Below are 19858 nucleotides of genomic sequence, written 5' to 3'. Positions count from 1 at the left end.
ATGAAAAGGGGGGGATGGTCCGCAAGGACTGTCCCCCTTTTTTTGTGTCAGGCCGTCCACAATCGCGATCTGCTGTGTCAGACTTCGCCGGGCGCGGTACGCACTTACGCGATACGCTTACGCCCGCACCCGGCTCGTCTTCCTTGCGGCTCATCGCTTGTGATCAGCCTGACATGGTGCAGGGAAACGGGACGGGGGTAAAAGATTTATTCCCGGCTGCTGAAAACGAAAGGTAGGCTGGGTGGTTCCGGGCCGAAGGCCCGGGGTCACCCAACATTTTTCACTCTGTTGAGATGTTGTGCAATTTTATCCGGTTGTTACAATCGCAGCAGGAGGTAGTAAAGCAAGGAGAGAACAAGGCCAGCAGTGAAGACCGTGGCGCAAAGGGCGAAAAGTTTCCGCCAGACGGAGGAAAAACCGGAGTGGAAATAGGCCAGGGTAAGGGCCAGGCAGGCGTGGACAGGGGTGATCAAGACCCCCGTGTATCCGGCGCAGAAGGCCAGCGCAACGAGGGGAAGAAGGTTCGCGCCGGGGCCGGAAGCGGCGGCGAGCCCCAGCACCACCGGGAAGGCCGTGCCCACAAAAGCCACGGTGATGCCTGTAACGAGGCCCACGATGAACGGGAGGATTATGGCGGCCAGGGCAACCGGCACCCGGTATCTTACGAGGTCGGCGCTGATGGAGGCCACAGTGCCGCTTTTTTCCAGCACCGCTGAAAACACCATGATGGCCACGATCATGTAAACCATCACCCATAGGGCCTTTTGGGTGAAGACCTCCTTGAAAAGCTCCCTTCCTACCCTGTCGGCCACGGCGGTCCAGGCGATGGAAGCGGCGAGCGCCATGACCAGGGGCACCTCCGAGGGCAAACGGCCAAGGGCCGGGAAGGCCCCTGAAAGCGCCCTGGCCGCTATTTCCAGAACCGCGAAGCCTGCGATCACCACCGCTATGGGCAAAAACTCCCACAAAAAGGGCTTCCAGCCGCCCTTTCCGGCATTTTCGCCCTCTTCCACGCTTCCTGACACTCCCGGAAGAAGCACCCTGTAGCCCGCCAGAAGCGCGATTATAGTCAGGGGCAGCATGGCCGGGGCAAGCCGGGCGAGGCTTATTCCAGAGAGCTTGGATGCCAACAGGATTCCCGGATAGAGCGGCCAGGAAAACTCCCAGATGTGCCGGAACCAGTAGTTCACCAGGGCCTTGTCGGGCTCCGTGAGGTTCTGCTGGCGGGCCGTGGCCTCCACCAGGGGCGCGGAAAACACCGCGCCGCCCGGCATGGGCAGAAGGCCGATCAGGACCGGGAAAAGGATCAGGTTGGCCTTGGCGTTCCGGCTTATTCCACGGAAGGCCGTGAGAAGGCGGGCCATGTGGCCGGATTTTTCCATGAAATGGGAAAGCACCATGATGAGAAAAACCACGGCTGAAATAAGAAGGGTGTCCGGGGCCACAAGGGCCAGGGCCATTGCCGATACAAGCTCGAAAGGCGAAAGACCGGCGGCGAGGCCCAGCACCACGGCTCCGGCCATGAGGGCCGAACCCAGGGAAACCCAGCGCATCAGGACCAGGATAAGGGCGAAGACCAGGGCCAGTATCAGCATTTCACCGCCTTTTCCACGCGGGAGAAAACGTCGGATGAAAGGGGCGTGGGGCCGGATTCGTCAAGAAAGTGAAAACCCGCCGCCGCAATCATTGCCGCGTTGTCCCCGCACAGGTCAAGGGGCGGGATGAAAACTTCGATTCCGGCCTCCTTCGCAGTTTCAACGGCCTTTTCCCGGAGCCTTGAGTTCGCCGCCACCCCGCCCGCCACGACCAGATGATTCAGGCCGTATCGCTGGCAGGCGGCCACGGCCTTTTGGGCCAGAACCTCGCACACGGCCTCCTGAAACGAGGCGGCCACGTGGGCGAGGTCCGTCGAAAGGGCGTCGGGGTGGGTCTCAACGTGGCGAAGGACAGCGGACTTGACCCCGGAAAAGGAAAAGTCGAAGCCGTTCCTGTCCAGAAAGGCGCGGGGAAAGCGTATGCGTTTGGGGTCGCCGGATTTCGCCAGCCGGTCTATGGCGATTCCGCCGGGGTAGCTGAGTCCCAGGATTTTCGCGGCCTTGTCGAAGGCTTCGCCCGCCGCGTCGTCCCTGGTCTGGCCCAAAAGCTCCATTTTCACCGGGGACACCACCCGGTAAAGGGCCGTGTGGCCGCCCGAAACAAGGAGGGCGATGAATGGGTAGGCGGGATGGGGAGGGGGGGCCAGGAAAACCGAGTGGATGTGGCCGTAGAGGTGGTTGACGCCTACGAAGGGGATTTCAAGGGAAAAGGCCAGGGCTTTGGCGAAGGAAAAGCCCGTGAGCAGCGACCCCACAAGGCCGGGGCCCTGGGTGGCGGCAACGGCGTTTATATCCTTAGGGTTCAGATTCGCCTTACGCAGAGCTTCCCGGAAAACCGGCGACAGGGCCTCCACGTGCATCCGGGACGCAAGCTCCGGCACCACTCCACCATAGGGGCCGTGCATGTCGGTCTGGCTTCTCACCACCGAGGAAAGGACGCGCTTTCCGTCTTCCACCAGGGCGGCTGCGGTCTCGTCGCAGGAAGTCTCGATTCCCAAAACTATCATGGGGCCGTGTCCGCGTCCAGAACGCTCACTGCGAAGCGCTTGAGGAAGAGCCGGCGTTTTCGGCAGAATTCCCGTATGGCGGCAAGTTTCTCCGGGTCGTCGTCCTGGAAGCTGATCACGATTCCCGCTATGCCGTGGCGCTCCACAAGGGCCGGGAGATCGCTCCACTGCCCCAGAATGGTGAAGCCCTGGAGGCGCTTTCCGGCCTTCAAGGGGTCGTCGTCTATGAAGCCAGCAGGCTTCAAGCCGATACGCCGGTTATTCAAAATTTCCCGCAGAAGGATTTCCCCGCCCCGTCCGGCTCCGTAGATGAGCACGCTTTCGCCCTCCAGGCGGCTTTTTTTCATGGCGTCCAGAAAAAGCCGGAAGGATGCCCTGGTGCCAAGCAGAAAGCCCGTGGCCAGGAACCAGTCGATGACGAAAATGCCCTTGGAGAAATTCTCGAAACGGTAGGCGTAGGTGAAGACCGCCACGCAGAAAAGGGTCCCCAGGGTGGTGGCCTTCACGTACACGTAGATGTCGTTGAAGCTTAGAAAACTCCAGATTCCCCGGTAGACCCCCATCAAAAAATAAGCGAACAGGCGGCAGGCGATCACCGCCGGGTAGCTTTTTAAGAAGACCGGGAAGAAATGCGAGAATTCGGGCCGGGAAAAGCGCAGGCGGTAGGCCAGGTAATAGGAAAAGGCCACCAGGGCGAAGTCGAAAAGAACCAGCAGAATCTGGCGCTTGTAGGTAAGCTCCATCAGGATGGGCGTGAAGGACTTGTCCCTTAAAACGGAAAATTCCTTTTCCGGGTAAACCCTAAGCTGGGCCAGATACAGCCCCATAAGAAGAAAGGCCGCAGCCACCGGCACCATCACGGCGGGGGATGTGAGGGAATCCTCGGTATGCACGAAATTGGCCGAAAGCCCGGCCACCGCCGCCACTGCGTAGAGAAAGAGCACCGCCCGCTTTTCGGAAAGGCCGATCAGAACCAGCCGGTGCGAGGTGTGGTCGCGGCCTCCCACCGAGGCCTTGCGGCCCGAAAGCGTTCGGATGAGGGTGACTAAGGTGGTGTCGAAAATGGGCACCATGAGGCAGAGGACCGGCACGGCGAACCGGGCGAGGCTCCCCGCTTTGGGCTCGGCGTAGCCAGCGTAGCACACCGAGAGAAAGGCGAGCGAAAACCCGATAACGAGCGACCCGCAGTCGCCCATGAAGATGGAGGCCGGGTTGAAGTTGAAAACCAGAAAGGCGAGAAGCGCACCGCCTAAGATGAGGGCATACTGGGCCACCTGGGGATGGGCGTCGGAAAGCACCAGGAAGAGGAAGAGGCTGGCCACCGCCCCCACGCCCGCCGCCAGCCCGTCCATGTTGTCCAGAAGGTTCAAGGCGTTGGTTATGCCCACGATCCATAAAATGGTGACTAGGGTATCGGCGGTGAGGGAGTTCAGCCAGTGGAGCCGGAACCCGTAATAGGCCACCAGGGAGGCCGTCATTATCTGGCCCAAAAGCTTGGTCTGGGGTTTTAAACGCAGGCGGTCGTCAACGAAACCTAAGATGAACATGAGCGCGGCCCCGCAGAAAAGCACCGCTCCTGCGAAAAGGGCGGATTCCGGGCCGTCTTTAAGGTTTATGGCGGCGCTTCCCGGTAGCAGCAGGTCGGGAAAGGCGCTTCGGCAGATGTAGGCAAGGGGCAGGGCGAGGCCAAAAAAAATGGAGATGCCGCCCATGAGCGCCGTGGGTTTTTTGTGCCAGCGGTCGGCGGTGGGGCGGGCTATCCACTCCCTTTTCCGGGCAAGGATTTTCACCAGGGGGGTGAACAGAAGGACGATTGAAAACGCAGCAAGGGGATAAATGAAGGAGGACATTGGAATGTTTCAGCCGCCCTGAATGGGGATGTCATCCGTTCTGCCGTTTGCGCGGGACATCTATTGAAAGATTATCCTGGGCTCGTCGTTTTTCCGGTCGCTAACCTCGCCAATGAGCCAGGCCTTTTCGCCCAGGGCGTGCAAAAGATCGATGGCGTCGGAAACCTCGTTTTTGGGCACGACCGCCACGAAACCCACGCCGTTGTTGAAGGTGCGAAGCATCTCGAACTCGGTTATCTCCCCGGTTTTCTGCAGAAAGCCGAAAATGGGCGGAACCGGCCAGGAGCCCTTGCGGATCACGGCCTTGCAGGACTGGGGAATGGTGCGCGGAATGTTGTCCACAAGCCCGCCGCCGGTAATGTTGGCAAGCCCGTGAACCTTCACCTGCCGGATCAGCTTACTTATGGTTTCCGAGTAGATGCGCGTGGGGGCGAGAAGCACCGATGAAAGGGTGGCGTTCAGTTCCGGGATGAAGTCGTTGATCCCAAGTTTCGCGCGGTTGAAACAGACCTCCCTTACAAGGGAGTAACCATTGGCGTGAATGCCGGACGAGGCCACCCCTATGATCTGGTTGCCCACCCCAACCATTGAGCCGTCTATGATCTTGGAGTTGTCGGCGATTCCCACCGCGAAACCCGCAAGATCGTAGTCGCCCTCGCGGTAGAGATCGGGCATCTCGGCGGTCTCCCCGCCTATGAGCGGGCAGGCGGCCTGGCGGCAGCCCTCGGCCACGCCCTCCACCAACTGGGCCGCGACCGACACGTCGAGCTTTCCCATCGCAAGATAATCGAGGAAGAAAAGGGGCTTGGCTCCCTGCATGGCGATGTCGTTCACGGACATGGCCACAAGGTCGATGCCCACGGTGTCGTGCTTTCCGGCCATTATGGCGATCATGAGCTTGGTGCCGACCCCGTCTGTGGAGCTTACCAGTATGGGCTTTTCGAACTGGGACGCGTTTAAGGAAAAAAGCCCGCCGAATCCGCCGATGTCGCCCATCACGCCGTTGCGGGGCGTGTTCTTGGCGATTTTCTTGACCACCTGGACGAACTCGTTGGCCTTTTCTATGTCCACGCCGGAATCCGCGTAGGTGAGGGGCTTTGCCATGAAGATATCGCTCCGAAAAGACTTGGGGCCGCCTGTTGGGGACGAGCCCGAAGCTGTTGGTGAAATTTTTTTTCCGGCCCGCCGAGTGCCGGGCCGGCAAGCCTGAAGGGGCCTCCTTCGGCTTGCCGCAACTCCCAAACGCTTGAAATTAAATGCCACGCCTCAAAAAGTCAAAACAAATCTTTGCATCAAGGCACACGGGCGCGGGCGCAGCGGGCCGGTTCCCGCACCGCCGGATACACATCAATTCTTTTGACAGGAAAAAAAGATTGGACTAAAAATGAAGTCTTATCGGTCCACTCACAATATCGGTAACGAGGAAAGATCATGAAAGATTTCGCAAGACTGGACAGGCTGCCCCCCTACGTTTTCGCACAGGTCACCGAGTTCAAAATGGAGGCCCGGCACAGGGGCGAGGACATCGTCGATTTCGGTATGGGCAATCCCGATCTGGGAACCCCGCCCCATATAGTTGCAAAATTGGTCGAGGCGGCGCAGAGGCCCATCAACCACCGCTATTCGGCGTCAATGGGCATACCAAACCTCAGGAAGCAGATTTCGGCGTGGTACAAGCGCCGCTACGACGTGGACATCGACCCCAACCAGGAGGCCATCGTCACCATCGGCGTCAAGGAGGGCTTAAGCCACCTGGTGCTGGTGACCGTGAGGCCCGGCGACGTGGTGTTCACCCCCACGCCCACCTATCCCATCCACCCCTATTCCGCAATCATCGCGGGCGGCGACGTGCGGGGCATCCCGGTGGGGCCGGACCAGGATTTTTTCGAGAACCTGATGACCGCCACCAAGCAGACCTGGCCCAAGCCCAAGGTGCTCATCCTCTCCTATCCGCACAACCCCACAACCGAGGTGGTGGACCGGGACTTTTTCGTGAAAATCGTGGATTACGCCAAAGAGCACGACATAATGGTGATCCACGACCTTGCCTATGCGGACATCACCTTCGACGGCTACCGCGCCCCCAGCTTCCTGGAGGTTCCGGGGGCCAAGGACGTTGGCGTGGAGTTTTTCTCCATGTCCAAATCATACAACATGGCCGGCTGGCGCGTGGGCTTCTGCGTGGGGAACAAGGACATCATCTTTGCCTTGCGGCGCATAAAAAGCTATCTTGATTACGGCGTTTTCCAGCCCATTCAGATAGCCTCCATCATCGCCCTGCGCGAAGACCAGGCCTGTGTTGCGGAAATCTGCAAAACCTACGAAACCCGCCGGAACGACCTTTGCGACGGCCTTAACCGAGCTGGCTGGCCCATCACCCCGCCCAAGGGAACCATGTTCGTGTGGGCGAAAATTCCCGAAAAATTCCGTAAAATGGGCTCGGTGGAGTTTTCCAAGTTCCTGATAAAGGAGGCCAAGGTGGCGGTGTCGCCGGGCCTTGGCTTCGGGGCCTACGGCGACGATTACGTGCGCTTCGCCCTCATCGAAAACCGCATGAGGACCAATCAGGCCATACGCGGCATAAAACAAGTACTCCAGGGATAGCGCCCGTCTAAAAACGCGAATCGCTGTGTCGCGTTTCAAAGCCAACTCCGCCACGTACATTTAGTACGCTTGCTCGTTGGCTTTTCACGCTCCTTGCGCTTCATCGTTTTTAACCAGGCTTCATATTCAGACTGTTTAAAAGGGGTTAAACCAATTTTTATTTTCCCTTGGGGGTTCGGTCTTGAAATCCGGCAAAAAAGAAATCGGCGTGGGGCTTTTGGGTTGCGGTACGGTGGGCGTGGGGGTGGTGAAGATTCTCACGGGCCGGTCCGAGCTCATAAAGGACCGGGTGGGGGTGGCCATCCGCCTTCTCAAGGTGGCGGATCCAAGGCCCGAAGCGGCGGACGGCCTTGGACTCGCCGAGGGCGTCTTCACCGGTGACGCCCAGGCAGTGGTGGAAGACCCGGACATCCCCATCATCGTGGAGCTTATCGGCGGCGAGGGCGCGGCCCGGAAGCTGGTCACCGAGGCCCTTTCGCGGGGAAAGACCGTGGTCACCGCCAACAAGGCGTTGATCGCAAGCCACGGGGACGAGCTTTACAAGGCGGCCTTAAAGGGCGGTGGGGACCTTTTTTTCGAGGCGGGCGTGGGCGGGTGCATGCCCGTAATCAAGTGTCTGCGCGAATCCCTGGTGGCCAACCGGGTGGAATCGGTTTTCGGCATCCTAAACGGCACGTGCAACTACATTCTCTCCAAGATGACCCAGGAGGGCATTTCCTACTCCACGGCCCTTGCCGAGGCCAAGGACAGGGGCTACGCCGAGGCCGACCCCACCCTGGACGTTTCGGGCATGGACACGGTGCACAAGCTGGCCATAGTGATCTGCCTGTCCTTCGGCACAAGGGTGGCCTACAAGGACATCTTCGTTGAGGGCATCGAGCGCATCACCCCCATGGATATTTCCATCGCCAGGGAATTCGGTTACCGCATAAAGCTTCTGGCCATCACCAAGAACTTCGGGGACTGGGTGGAAGGACGGGTGCATCCCACCATGATTCCCGAAAAGGACCTCATCGCAAGCGTCAACGGCGCCATGAACGCGGTGAAAATCGTGGGGGACGCAACCGGCGAGATGGTTCTCTACGGCGCGGGCGCGGGAAGGATGCCCACGGCCAGCGCCGTTATAAGCGACATCGTGGACGCTGCCCGCAACATGATGAGCGGCGGCAAAAACCGGGTGCCCATCTACGCGTTTCAGCCGAAATACATCAAGAAGCTGCCCATCATTCCCATGGGCGAGGTTTACACGCGCTATTACATGCGCTTCGCCGCAGCCGACCGGCCCGGTGTTTTGTCCAAGATTTCCGGGGCGTTGGGCAACCACGCCATAAGCATCCAGTCGGTTCATCAGAAGGGCAGAAAGAGCGAGGGCTCGGTGCCCATAGTTCTTCTCACCCACAGCGCCCAGGAATCACGGGTGAGGGCCGCCATAAGCGAAATAGCGGAGCTTGACGTGGTTCAGGGGCCGCCGGTGTTGATACGTATAGAGGACCCCGCCGAAGACGCATGACAGGCCGTTCACAAGCGCGATCTGCGGTGTCAGGCTTCACGAAAAAGTCGGTCACGTACAAAAGCGTACGCTCCTTCCTTTTCCGCTTGCCTTCCTTGCAGCTCATCGCTTGTGAACGGCCTGTCGGTGCTGCAAATAAAAAGGTTTTTTAGTAAGCCCGCGTTTTGGGGTGCATGTTGTAGCCGGGAAATTTTTACCGGCCTTGTGAATTTGATATCCAGGAAAGAGGATTGACATGTTTTTGATCTGCTCGGACATGGAAGGGGTTTTCACCCCTGAAATCTGGATCGCGGTGTCCAAAAAGACCGGAATCGAGAAGCTGTCCCTAACCACGAGGGACATCTCCGATTACGATCAGCTCATGAAAATGAGAATCGAAATTCTGGACCAGCACGGCTTGAAATTAAAGGACATCCAGGACGTGATCGCCGGGATGGACCCTCTGCCGGGCGCGCGCGAATTTTTGGACTGGGCGCGCAAGGCCGCGCAGATCATCGTGGTTTCGGACACCTTCGTGCAGTTCGCCGATCCTTTGATGGACAAACTTGGCCGCCCCACGCTTTTCTGCAACAGCCTCGTTGTTGATGAAAACGACCGGATCACCGGCTACACCCTTCGCATGAAAGACGGCAAGCGGCACGTGGCCGAGGCCATGAAGGGGCTTAATTTCACCACCATCGGGGTTGGCGACTCGTACAACGACGTCACCATGTTGAAAGCCGCGCACCGGGGGATACTCTTCTGCCCGCCTGATAAAGTTGTGGCGGAATTTCCGCATTTCCCCGTGGCCCGCGACTACGCCACGCTCAAAAGCCTCATCGAAACGGCCATGCGGGAGCTTTGACGGAATGGAGATCAGGATTTCTCCCCACTCCCTGGAATACCGCGTCATCTACGGCGACACCGACCAGATGGGAGTGGTGTACCACGCCAACTACCTTCGTTTTTTCGAGGCGAGCCGCACCGAGTACCTTCGGGTGCGGGGCTTCACCTACAGGGAGGTGGAGGAAGGCGGGTTCATGATGCCCGTGGCGGAGGCGGCCTTGAAATACCACTCCCCGGCCCGTTACGACGATCTCATTCTGGTGGAGACCCTGCCGGACCCAAAGGTACGGGTGGGTTTCCGCTTCAATTACCGCATCTTCCGCAAGGAGACCGAAGAACTTCTGGTTTCCGGCCACACCCTCCACGCCTGCATGGAGGCGTCCACCGGCAGGGTCATAAGGCCGCCAAAGGATATGGTGGCCAAGGTTTTCCTTGACATGCCGTTTATAAAGGCTCTATAGATCGGATCAATGGCGGGCAGAAGCCCGTGTAACAGTCTTTTAAGTCAGGTTGACGGATATTCCGGGTTCCGGAAAATCCGTTCCAAATAATCCAGCAAGGTCATGAAGGCCGTTCCCGAACAGGGGGCGGCCTTTTTTACGTTTAAGGGAAAGGAAAAAGATCATGCATATGGCTGACGCGCTTTTGAATCCGGTTGTGGGCGGCGGGATGTGGGCGGTCACTGCGGGGCTCACCGCCTGGTGCGCCAAAAAGGTGAGGACAGATGCCAACGAGGGCAAGGCCCCTCTGATGGGTGTTCTGGGAGCCTTCATTTTCGCGGCCCAGATGATCAACTTCACCATTCCGGGTACCGGCTCCTCCGGCCACCTGGGGGGAGGGCTGATCCTTGCGATTCTGTTGGGGCCGCACGCGGCCTTTCTCACCATAGCCTCGGTGCTCACGGTTCAGGCGCTCTTTTTCGGGGACGGCGGCCTTCTGGCCCTTGGTTGCAACATTTTCAACCTTGGCCTTTTCCCTTGTTTCATAGCCTACCCGTTTATCTGGAAGCCCGTCGCAAAAGACGCCTCCAGCAAGGGACGCCTTGTTGCGGCTTCAATTGCTGCGGCGGTTGCGGGCCTCGTTCTGGGCTCCTTTTTCGTGGTTCTGGAGACGGTTTTTTCCGGCGTCTCGGAGCTTCCCTTTATGGCCTTTTCGGCCATCATGATTCCCATTCATATCGCCATCGGCGTGGTGGAGGGGCTTGTCACCTCCGCCGTGGTGCTTTTCGTGGCCCAGGCAAGGCCGGACATCCTGGAAATGGCCTCCCCCAAGGCGGGAGGCGCTCTTTCCATGAAAAAGGTGCTGGGGGTCTTCCTGGTGCTGGCCCTTGTAACGGGCGGGGTGGTTTCCTGGTTCGCCTCGGAGCATCCCGACGGCCTGGAATGGTCCATGGGCAGGGTCTCGGGCAGGGAGGAACTGGAAGCGCCCGAAAAGGGAGTGCACGCGACACTTGCCCAGGTTCAGGAGAAGACCGCGTTCCTGCCGGATTACGGATTCGCCGGGCCTTCAGGCGAAGCCGCCTCTGAAGAGCCCGCTTCCGAACCGTCCTCGCCCGTCAGCGCCGGGACCTCGGTTTCGGGCGTCGTGGGCGGGATCATGACACTCGCCATAGCAGCAGTCATCGGCCTTCTTCTGGGCCTTGGACGAAAAAAAGCCCCCAAACCCTGATTTCGAGGAAGCCTGCCGCAAGCCATTCGGCAAAAAAAAGAGCGGGCCGCCGGTCTTCCGGGAGCCCGCTCTTTTAATTTTCGGGATTTTCCCGCAAACCCGTGTCAGGGCTTTTCCTTCATCCTCTCAAGAAAGCGTTTGGCCTCGTCGCTTCCCTTGGCGGCGGCGTCCTCAAAGCCTTTCCTGGCCTTTGCCTCGTCGCCCGAAAGAAGATGAATCCTCGCCCTGCCGTAAAGGTAGTCGGGATTTTCCGGGACGATTTCGAGCGCCTTTTCGATGTGGAAAAGCGCCTTCTCGAACCTTTTCGACTCTGCATAGGCCGTGGCAAGGGCGGAATGGACCTGCCCGCTTTCCGGAGCGCTCTTGAGAGCTTTCAAAAAATACCGCAGGGCCATCTCCGGGCTTCCGTAAACCAGGGCGAGGTTTCCGCGCTCAAGAAGCGCTGCGGCCCTTGGGTCGAGCTCGTCAGCGCCGGGCTTCAAACCGGCTGTCTGGGCGTCTTCCCCGTCCGCGTCTCCCCCGTCCTCATATTCGTCCAGGTTTCCGTCGCCGTTTCCGTGGCCGTCGCGGCTGCCTTCGCCGTCGTCTTCATCATCTTCCTCTATGTCGCTCCAGGAATCACCCCCTTCCTTGGGGGCCGTGTCCTTGGCGGCCTTTTCGATCTGTGAAAAAAGCGCCCTCATTTGCTTCATGTTGGCCCAAAGAAGGGTTTCGGCCACGCCTTTTTTTATGTCGAAGGTGAAATTCAAAGGGGAGGTCCCGGCTAGTTCGGGCACATCGGCTTCCTTTGCCCCTTCCATCAGGGCCGCGCCGCTGATGAGGGCGGCCAGGTCGATGCGGCCCTCCATCAGGGGGCCTGCCGCCTTTCCCGGCTTCATTTTGTCGGCCTGGGCCAGAAGCTCGGCCAGGCGCTTGTCATCTGCGGCCAGCACCAGGATGCGCCCGGAAAGCGCCGCGCGGATGTTGAATAATGTTGACTTGCCCGATTCGAGGGGCATTCGCATTGAAATTCCCGTGGCCTTGCGCCCGGCTACGGTGGTGTCTTCGGTGCGCGACAAATAAGGCTGCGGGGAGACTGAATCAAGAATCTGATGCATTTGCTTTGAGCATTCCAGCCACTTGCTGACGAGGCCTTCAACCGATTCGCCGTCCTTTTTAAGAGTCAGCATGCTTTCGATGTTCAATCCGGCCTTGGGGAACGAAACGCTCACTACGTATTCGCCCGTGTAGCGCGCCATGTTTTCGCGGTTGCAGGACAGGTCAATGCCCGCCTTTGCGTAGAGGTCATTGAGAACCTGCATAAGGGGGCCGTAATCGAATGTCTTGGTGCGAATGGTGATGGGGCCTTCGGGGAGATACCCGGCAAGCAGGCTTTTCCCGCCCGTTTTTTGCGTCGTTGCCATTGCCCTGGCAAGGGCCGAGCCAGGAACCGGAACCGATGAAAGGCGGAGCGAAAACAGGTTCTCGTCGGCGTTGAGGCCGATCTCCGTTGTCTTTACGTCCCGCAGAAACTCGTAGAAAGCCTTGGCCATATTCAGGGTCTGTCGGGTCAGCGGTTCGGCTTTTCCTTCGGGTTCTCCCTGTTTTTTTTCATCGGCCTTTTTCAGGGACGCTTCCAGGGCGGGTATGCCGCGCTCCAGAAAACCGGATGCCAGCCCGGAAACCGGGATTTCAAGGGCCAGCATGTCCGGGCACTTTGCCTTCGAGGCTGCGATGAGGCGGGCGATCGTAGCCTTTTTCATCACCCAGCCCGCCGGGTGGGTGAAAAGATAATAGCCCCTGCCCTCGATGGCGGAAAAAGTCTCGCGGAATTTTTCGTTCTTTTTCGTGAATGGCACAAGGCCCACCAGGGTGAAGGAGCCACCCGCCTCCTTTCCCGTGAACGCCGGAATGTTTCCGATTATAACTATCGAGCGCTTTTCGTCCAGCCAGTCAAGGCCGCCGAACTGCTGCTCGATGGTGTCCCTTACCGCTCCCTTTCGCGCCGCCTTGGAGTCTTCCGCCATGCTTTCCACAAAATTTACAAGGCCTTCTGCGTCACGGATTCTAAGGACGATTTCGTCGCCGCCGGATTGGGGTGCGGCAACGATATCGGCTGCCGGAGCCTTTGACGGGGGGCTGGTGGCCGAGAATGCGCCGGGAGGAACCAGGACGAGCCCTGCGACAAGGGCCGCTACGATCACAGCCATCAGGCGGGAAGTGTTTTTCATTGCGCGCTCCTTGCGTGGAAAGGCCCGAAAGGCGATTTTGGCGAAAATATGGCGCTGCGGGAAAAATTGTTGCCTCACCTCAAAATACATTATGCAGCAATCTTGTGAAAGCCTGCGCTAAAAATTTTTTTGCCCTTGTTATCAATACAACATGATTTTGCTTATATTTGCAATCACTTTCCAATGAGTCGGCTTAGGGCTGGCGGAGGTTGCGCCGTCAGGACCTGCGCCAGAGCCACAGGAAAACCAGGTACAGGATTATGTATGCGCCTGTCCAGACTGCGAGAAATGTTGGGAGGATGAAAACCGTTACAGGGAAGGAAAGACCGAAAATCCATTTTACCGCATATATGAGAATGGTGAGAAGGGTTGCGAAAAGGGCCGAATCAACATGGGCGTGGTTCATCATTCCAGTGTCCTCCGGGATTCCGGCCCGTCACTCAATGGCCTTCTGTTCGGCCAGGAAACGCCGGAAAAATTCCTCCATGAAGGCGTGGCGATCCTTGGCCATCGCCCTGCCGGTTCGGGTCAGCATCCTTTGGCTTATGAAGCGCAGTTTGAGGGAATACTCCCTGAAGCCGGTGTCGTCTTCTCCGTAGGGCGAGGTAAGCTCCGGGGCCTTGTCCGGGTTGTGCAGGCGCGCGCCCACCTCGCCAGCGAACTGGAAAGCCCTGGCGACGCCCACCGCGCCTATGGAATCGAGCTTGTCAGCGTCGAAGAGCACCTGCGCCTCCAGTGTTTCCGGCGCTCCGTTTCCCCTGTACCTGTGGGTTCGGATGGCGTGGAGGACGTTTTCCCGCCTGCCCGCGTCGATATTAAGCCCAATGAGAACAGGCCCGGCCAGATCCGCGCCTTTTGCCGCGTGGCACACGGCTCCGCATGACTCGTCCTCGAAGGGCCGCCCGACATCATGCAGAAGGGCCGCCAGGCGCACCACGAGAAGGTCCGCGCCCTCGGCCTCTCCGATGCGGGAGGCAAGGGCCAGCACTCGCAGGGTGTGGTCCCAGGCGTGGCTTTTCTGCGCCCCATCGAGCATCCGCCGGGCGACATCAGTCACCGCCTGTTCAAGCAAAAGATCGCTGTTCGATTCCATCCGCTAGTTTCCCGCCTGCAACATCGTCCCTCTTGTGCGAAGCCCCCTGGCAACGAGAAAGCCTGCGTCACCCTCTTCTTGCCGCTTATGAACGCCTTACCCTGCAGTTCGCGCTTGTGCCCGCCCTAAGGGGTGATGCGGATGGTGGGGCACAGCCCCTGAAGGTCTCCGGCAGGGTAGGGCTGCAGCACGTTATAAGTGATGTGCCTGCCCTTCTGGGCGTGGCCGGATTTTCCGGAGCCCGTGGAGTACGCCCCGTTTTCTTCAAGGATGTGGGCGATGCGGTGTTGAAACGAGTGGACGAAATCCTTGCCGGAGCCGGTGAAGCGAAGGTTTCCCAGAGTCAGGCCGCCCTCGGTGTTCATAAGGGTTTCTATGGGGATGCTGTGTTTTGAAAGGTCGTCCGCGTTTTCCACAAGCCCCCATACAAGGGTGTCCGGGGGAATTTCGAGGGGTTCGGTAATTTCCACTATGGTGTGGGGCATGATGATGCAGTTTGCGCCCACGGTGAGGGGGCATGATGTGCGCCCGTGGAGAAAAGCGTTGAACCCGGTGAAGGTTCTGCGGCCCATTTCCGCGCCCATTATGGTGGCCCCGTGTGCGGTGACGTTCATGCCCATAAGGGTTGAGTTGATGATGCAGCAGTTTTCCTGTGCGTTTGCGCCGTCGCCCATGATGGCGTTATCCAGGTAGGCCCGCTGGGCCACCAGGACGTTTTCGCCCAGTTCTGTGTCGCCCTTCACCACGGCGTAGCGGGAGAGGGCGGTTCCCGACGGAACGCGAACCGGGGGAGCGCCCTTCACGGTCTTGTACACCTCGTCGAAATCCGGGCGCAGGCCTTCCATGGTTTCCATGAAAAGCCCCTGGGGAGTCTGCCATTCGCCCATGCGGATGAAGGGGGCGAGGGCGTTTTCGTCAAAGCGGTAAAAAAACTCGAAATCGCTGGATTTGATCCAGACAATTCCAGGGTCCACCCTGTGATGGGCCAGATGTCCGGTCTGCACGTATGAAAAGGTTCCGATTACGGAGTGATGGGCCGAGGTGAGATCGAGCGTTGAAAAGGGGCCAAGGAAGCAGCCGTCCACGGGGGAGCCGTGGATGTTGGCGTAGGGAAGCGATACCGTGTTGGCTATGAGGAAGCGCTCCGGGCTTTCCGGGTCGTGGGAATTGTTGTGGACCAGGGTTTTCACCAGGAGGCTGTCCTGAATTTTGATGCGTTCGTCCTCGTCCAGCATGAGGAACAGGCCCTGGTACGAGAAGGCGTCCCCGGCGTTTTTCAGCTCGTCGCCGCGAACGTCGGTATAAAAGAGGAGGGAGCGCTCCACCGAGCAGTTTCCCAGAAAATAGCTTCCGGCAAGGGCCGAGCGCGAAAAGTAGAAATCCACAGGGTGCAGGTGGGAAATGCCGTAAAACGAGTGGTTTTCGAAAAACTTTTCCAGAGGAACGAGCTGTTCGACCCAGGGCCCCACGTCGAAGACCGGCTCCCTTAAGTTGATGTTGACCCTCGTGATTACGCGATCCAGAAGTTTGCTTATCTGAAGCATCCCAGGCTCCCTTTTTGGTTGGAGTCGAGTTCGGGCTGATTCCCATGTTTGGCTCAACGTTTCACGATAGCACATTTTGCAACAGTTCGTCATCCGGAAAATGGCGGAAGGGAAAAGGGGAGGGCGGCCCTGACGAAAGAACGAACGGTGATGCGGACGCCAGGCCGGAAGGGGACGACCGGCGCGCCGCCGGTGTTTGGCGGCGCAGTGGGTCAGCGCGGAATTATCATGAATAGATTTTTTCTATGTGTTTCAGAAGGCTTTCCACGTTCGGCCTTGCGTATTTGGCGGCCCGGAGAAGGCGGTCAACCTGGCGGCCCTGGCTGATTACGCCTTGCACGCCCCTGGGGATGTTGCCATCGGAATAGGGCGAGGGCGGAGATTTTTTCATGGCTAAGGCCACTTCGGAGGGGATTTCCTCCACGTTGCGCACCTTGGAGAAGCTCACGGAAAGGCCGCTCACCATGGAGTTGTCGTGGCCGCCGAAAACCGTGCGGTCGTCGTTCTTGTAGATTACCAGGGGCTTTCCGGCTGTGAAGGCCATTGCGGTTTCCGCCACAGCGCCTTCGTCGGGAACCCTGCCGTTCATGTTGAACACCAGGGCGTCGCAGCCTTCAAAAATCTGAAAAACGTCCACGGCGAAAATCGCCCGGTGAACGAGGCCCGTCACCCCCGGAAGGGCCACCGGCGTATTGGCCAGCCCCATGACCCAGTACTCAAGGCCGTCGCGCTGGGGCAGAAAGGTCTCGAAACCGGCCTTTTCCAGGGCCTCGGAAATCGAGGCCATGGCAGCCCGCTCCTCCGGCGAAAACAGCGGCCCTGAGCAGTATACGCGGATTTTTTTCGAATGGGTCATGGGGTCTCCATAAGTTTAGGCGAAGCCTCTGTCTGCGACTCGCTTTGTTTATCAACGGTATCCGAAAATGGCTAAATCTATGGGAATGATGCTTTGCAGCAATGCTGCGGTGGAAGGAATACATAAAGAGATGATTTCAACATCATTGCCGATTTTCCTGATTTCACATGGGTAAAAATAATTAGATTCACAGGAAGAATCAATACAATACTGCGCAATAATATCAAGGGTCTGTTCATTGGCATCCAGTATTCGTATTTGAACTCCATGCGAGATATATAACCCGTTTTCTTCCATAGCCTTAAGCGTTACCGGTTTGCCTGGGTTATGAGTGAAAAAAGACTCCGATGCAGTAAAAGCATTTTTTGCATTGGCAACTGCTCGCCCACAATATGACTGATAACTTATTATCATAAATTGCAGCAAAGTTATTAATAATAATATGTTAAATGATAAAACATATAAATATATCGTCACATTATGTTTTATTTTTAATAATTTAATTAAAGCAATTCGACATAACAAAAAAATTATAAAGTACATTATAATGCATTTTATGACAAGATATTGATTAGTACTATTGAATAATACATCTTCATTAATAATGACAAATGAAATCAGTATATAAATTATGCATAAAAACATTATAAAAAATAGTGGGATATAATATTTTTTAGCATCATACAATTTTTTGTTGCTATATATAGCTCCTGAAAACATCATATATAATACTATGATTGGAAGATAAAATACTATCATCAGGTAATAACGGGCGAGTTGCCTGAAATCGTCGTGGAACAGAACGTGGTTAACTCGCAAGTTCTGCATGGCGAGTTGAAAAACGATGAACATGAGCCAGCACAGAAGGCCGACAATGAGGCACCACCTCGTTACAACCGGAGGAATGGCCCTTTCTTCGGCCCCGGACTGGCTTTGAATTTCTCGTGGCGTTTCCATGGCGGCCCTCGTCAAATCAATAAACACGTCCCTGAGCAGTAAACGCGAATTTTTTTTGAAGGGGTCATGGGGTCTCCATAAGTGAAAAGCAAAATAGCTTCCTGCGATTCGCCGGGCTTGTTAACGGAATGTGATAATGGTCAAATTAACAGGAATAATACTCTTAAGCAATTCGGCGGTGGAAGGAACCCACAGATAGCTGATTTTCACGTCATTGCCGGTTTTCCGGATTTCGCACGGGTAAAAATCGCCAGATTCATCGGAATGATCCGAACCGAACTGCGCAACAATATCAAGAGTCCGTTCGTGCGCGTCCAGTATTTTAATTTGTACGCCTTGTGAATGGACGAACCCACTTTCTTCCATCATTCGCACGGTTATTGGTTTGCCGGGGTTATCGGTGAAAAACGCTTCCGATGCCGTAAAGGCATTTCTCAAATCGGCTATTGCGCGGCTACTATAATGTGAAGGATAACTTATTATCATAAATTGCAGCAATGTCATTAATAACAATATATTCAATGTAAAAACGGATGAATCTATTACAGTATTCTTTTTTAGTTTGAGTACTCTAATTAAAGTGAGGCAGAAAAATAAAAAAATTATAAAGTATATTATAATACATCGTATGATTAGGTATTGATTAGTATTATCGAATAGTTGCTTTTCATCAAACAAGACAAAAGCGCTTAGTATATAAATTGTAAATAAAAAAATAACAAAAAATAATGGGATATAAGATTTTTTGGCATCATACAATTTTTTGTTGCTATATATGGCTCCTGAAAACATCAGATATAATACTATGATTGGAAGATAAAATACTATCATCAGGTAATAACGGGCTATTTGCCTGAAATCGTCGTGGAACAGAACGTGGTTAACTCGCAAGTTCTGCATGGCGAGCTGAAAAACGATGAACATGAGCCAGCACAGAAGGCCCACAATAAAACTCCATCGGACAACGACCGGAGGAATGGCTCTTTCTTCGGCCCTGGACTGGCTTTGAATTTCTCGTGGCGATTCCATGGCAGCCCTCGTCAAATCAATAAACACGTCCCTGAGCAGTAAACGCGGATTTTTTTCGATGGGGTCATGGGGTCTCCATAAGTGAAAAGCAAAATAGCGTCCTGCGATTCGCCGAGTTTAACCATATCTTATGATTGCCAAATCGAAGGGTATGACACTACTGATCAAGTCGCCCATGGGAGGCGGGCGAAGATAATGGGACTTAATTATTTCTTTGCCATCAAGTATCATAAGTTCCTGTGAAAAGTCCTCGATATGCGCCTTGATGTGAAGGCTGGTTTGACGCCCGTCCAGGATTTCAAGTTGAACATATCTCGAACCGATGAACCAGTTTTGCTTAAGTGTTTGCAAATTTACAACTTTACCAGGATTATCTGAAAAATATGCATAGCTTGCCACGGTAGCATTCTTGAGATCTGCTATTACACCGCATCTGTATCCGCAATTGGCCGAAATCAATATAAATTGAAATAATACTACAATAAGTAAGATATTAATATACGAAGAAAAAATAATACTAATTAAAGTATTGCTTATAATATAATTTTTAATCTTTATAGCATATAATAGTAAAAAGATTATTATTAAAATAATTTTGCATATTATAATATAACTAAATAAATTATTTTGAATATCTATATCCAAATACTCATGACATATTATTGTAATAATACAACTCGTAATATATATAATAATTGATACAAAAATAAATGACGCTATAAATTTGCTTTCAATCAAATCTACTGCGTTAGCACAATATAATAAAAATGATAGCGCCAATACAGGAACATAGATTATAATCATGAGATAATATCGTAAAAATTGCATTAGATTGTCTTCAAAAGGAATTTTTCCGTTTATCATTTCTTTATGAGCGAAGTAAAAGGCAATGAACATGATCCAGCATATTGTGCCAGCCAACACGCTACACCGGATGATAACCCGGATGTGGCGTTTTTCCAGCGGGTGCAAATCAAGCAGGTAATAGCCGTTATTGTCCATTGACTCGCCTTGCAATTAAAGATGTCTGATGAATAAGCAAATATGCAGCCTACAAGTGCCATATAATATCATGTTTGAAAATTGCCAAATAATCTCAAATATTCTTCA

The 19858-nt window shown here is 55.4% G+C and carries 17 protein-coding genes; 5 read left to right on the top strand and 12 right to left on the bottom strand.

Translation table 11 applies throughout. The features are described from left to right. Positions 1-317 precede the first annotated feature (317 nt). Genes HZB23_01915 through HZB23_01900 form a run of 4 tightly spaced genes read right to left on the bottom strand, consistent with a single transcriptional unit; the run spans position 318 to position 5556 of the window. On the bottom strand, positions 318-1595 hold the full coding sequence (locus tag HZB23_01915; GenBank protein MBI5843408.1) for a DUF401 family protein: 1278 nt from the start codon (positions 1593-1595) through the stop codon (positions 318-320). After that, on the bottom strand, positions 1589-2602 hold the full coding sequence (gene tsaD / locus HZB23_01910; GenBank protein ID MBI5843407.1) for a tRNA (adenosine(37)-N6)-threonylcarbamoyltransferase complex transferase subunit TsaD: 1014 nt from the start codon (positions 2600-2602) through the stop codon (positions 1589-1591). Before tsaD ends, HZB23_01915 begins: the two co-directional genes overlap by 7 nt. Further along, positions 2599-4452 carry a glycosyl transferase gene (locus HZB23_01905; protein MBI5843406.1) on the bottom strand — a complete coding sequence of 618 codons (1854 nt, stop codon included), beginning with the start codon at positions 4450-4452 and terminating at the stop codon, positions 2599-2601. Before HZB23_01905 ends, tsaD begins: the two co-directional genes overlap by 4 nt. A 60-nt stretch (positions 4453-4512) precedes the next feature. Beyond that, on the bottom strand, positions 4513-5556 hold the full coding sequence (locus HZB23_01900; protein ID MBI5843405.1) for a phosphoribosylformylglycinamidine cyclo-ligase: 1044 nt from the start codon (positions 5554-5556) through the stop codon (positions 4513-4515). 327 nt (positions 5557-5883) lie between these two features. Between HZB23_01900 and HZB23_01895 the strand changes: the two genes are divergently transcribed. From HZB23_01895 to HZB23_01875, 5 genes are all read left to right on the top strand, one after another. Then, positions 5884-7056, top strand: coding sequence for an aminotransferase class I/II-fold pyridoxal phosphate-dependent enzyme (locus tag HZB23_01895; GenBank protein MBI5843404.1), 1173 nt, complete (start codon positions 5884-5886; stop codon positions 7054-7056). A 181-nt stretch (positions 7057-7237) separates the two neighbouring features. Further along, positions 7238-8566, top strand: coding sequence for a homoserine dehydrogenase (locus tag HZB23_01890; protein MBI5843403.1), 1329 nt, complete (start codon positions 7238-7240; stop codon positions 8564-8566). A 235-nt stretch (positions 8567-8801) separates the two neighbouring features. Further along, complete coding sequence (thrH, locus tag HZB23_01885; GenBank protein MBI5843402.1) at positions 8802-9410, top strand: bifunctional phosphoserine phosphatase/homoserine phosphotransferase ThrH; 609 nt, start codon at positions 8802-8804, stop codon at positions 9408-9410. A 4-nt stretch (positions 9411-9414) separates the two neighbouring features. Then, positions 9415-9852 (top strand): acyl-CoA thioesterase, encoded by a 438-nt coding sequence (locus HZB23_01880; protein ID MBI5843401.1) that lies wholly within the window; start codon positions 9415-9417, stop codon positions 9850-9852. A 163-nt stretch (positions 9853-10015) separates the two neighbouring features. Next, positions 10016-11059 carry an energy-coupling factor ABC transporter permease gene (locus HZB23_01875; protein ID MBI5843400.1) on the top strand — a complete coding sequence of 348 codons (1044 nt, stop codon included), beginning with the start codon at positions 10016-10018 and terminating at the stop codon, positions 11057-11059. A gap of 104 nt (positions 11060-11163) precedes the next feature. Here the strand turns inward: HZB23_01875 and HZB23_01870 are convergent, their stop codons facing one another. The 8 genes from HZB23_01870 to HZB23_01835 form a co-directional block, all read right to left on the bottom strand. Beyond that, the gene (locus tag HZB23_01870; protein MBI5843399.1) at positions 11164-13269 is read right to left on the bottom strand and encodes a tetratricopeptide repeat protein; all 2106 of its coding nucleotides are present in this window, start codon (positions 13267-13269) and stop codon (positions 11164-11166) included. A 217-nt stretch (positions 13270-13486) separates the two neighbouring features. Then, positions 13487-13678, bottom strand: coding sequence for a hypothetical protein (locus HZB23_01865; protein ID MBI5843398.1), 192 nt, complete (start codon positions 13676-13678; stop codon positions 13487-13489). A gap of 27 nt (positions 13679-13705) precedes the next feature. Beyond that, positions 13706-14362, bottom strand: coding sequence for an HD domain-containing protein (locus HZB23_01860; GenBank protein ID MBI5843397.1), 657 nt, complete (start codon positions 14360-14362; stop codon positions 13706-13708). 125 nt (positions 14363-14487) lie between these two features. Further along, positions 14488-15906, bottom strand: coding sequence for a transferase (locus HZB23_01855; GenBank protein ID MBI5843396.1), 1419 nt, complete (start codon positions 15904-15906; stop codon positions 14488-14490). A 226-nt stretch (positions 15907-16132) separates the two neighbouring features. After that, complete coding sequence (locus tag HZB23_01850) at positions 16133-16762, bottom strand: nucleoside 2-deoxyribosyltransferase (protein ID MBI5843395.1); 630 nt, start codon at positions 16760-16762, stop codon at positions 16133-16135. Between the two features lie 51 nt (positions 16763-16813). Then, positions 16814-17719, bottom strand: coding sequence for a hypothetical protein (locus HZB23_01845; protein ID MBI5843394.1), 906 nt, complete (start codon positions 17717-17719; stop codon positions 16814-16816). Between the two features lie 120 nt (positions 17720-17839). Continuing rightward, a complete protein-coding gene (locus HZB23_01840) occupies positions 17840-18748 on the bottom strand; it encodes a hypothetical protein (protein MBI5843393.1) in 909 nt (302 codons plus the stop codon). A 117-nt stretch (positions 18749-18865) separates the two neighbouring features. After that, positions 18866-19750 carry a hypothetical protein gene (locus tag HZB23_01835; GenBank protein MBI5843392.1) on the bottom strand — a complete coding sequence of 295 codons (885 nt, stop codon included), beginning with the start codon at positions 19748-19750 and terminating at the stop codon, positions 18866-18868. Between the last annotated feature and the right edge of the window lie 108 nt (positions 19751-19858).

The organism is Deltaproteobacteria bacterium, from assembly GCA_016235345.1.
Taxonomy (GTDB): domain Bacteria; phylum Desulfobacterota; class Desulfobacteria; order Desulfobacterales; family Desulfatibacillaceae; genus JACRLG01.
Note: the sequence above shows the minus strand (reverse complement) of the source record. Positions and strands in the feature narration are given on the sequence as shown.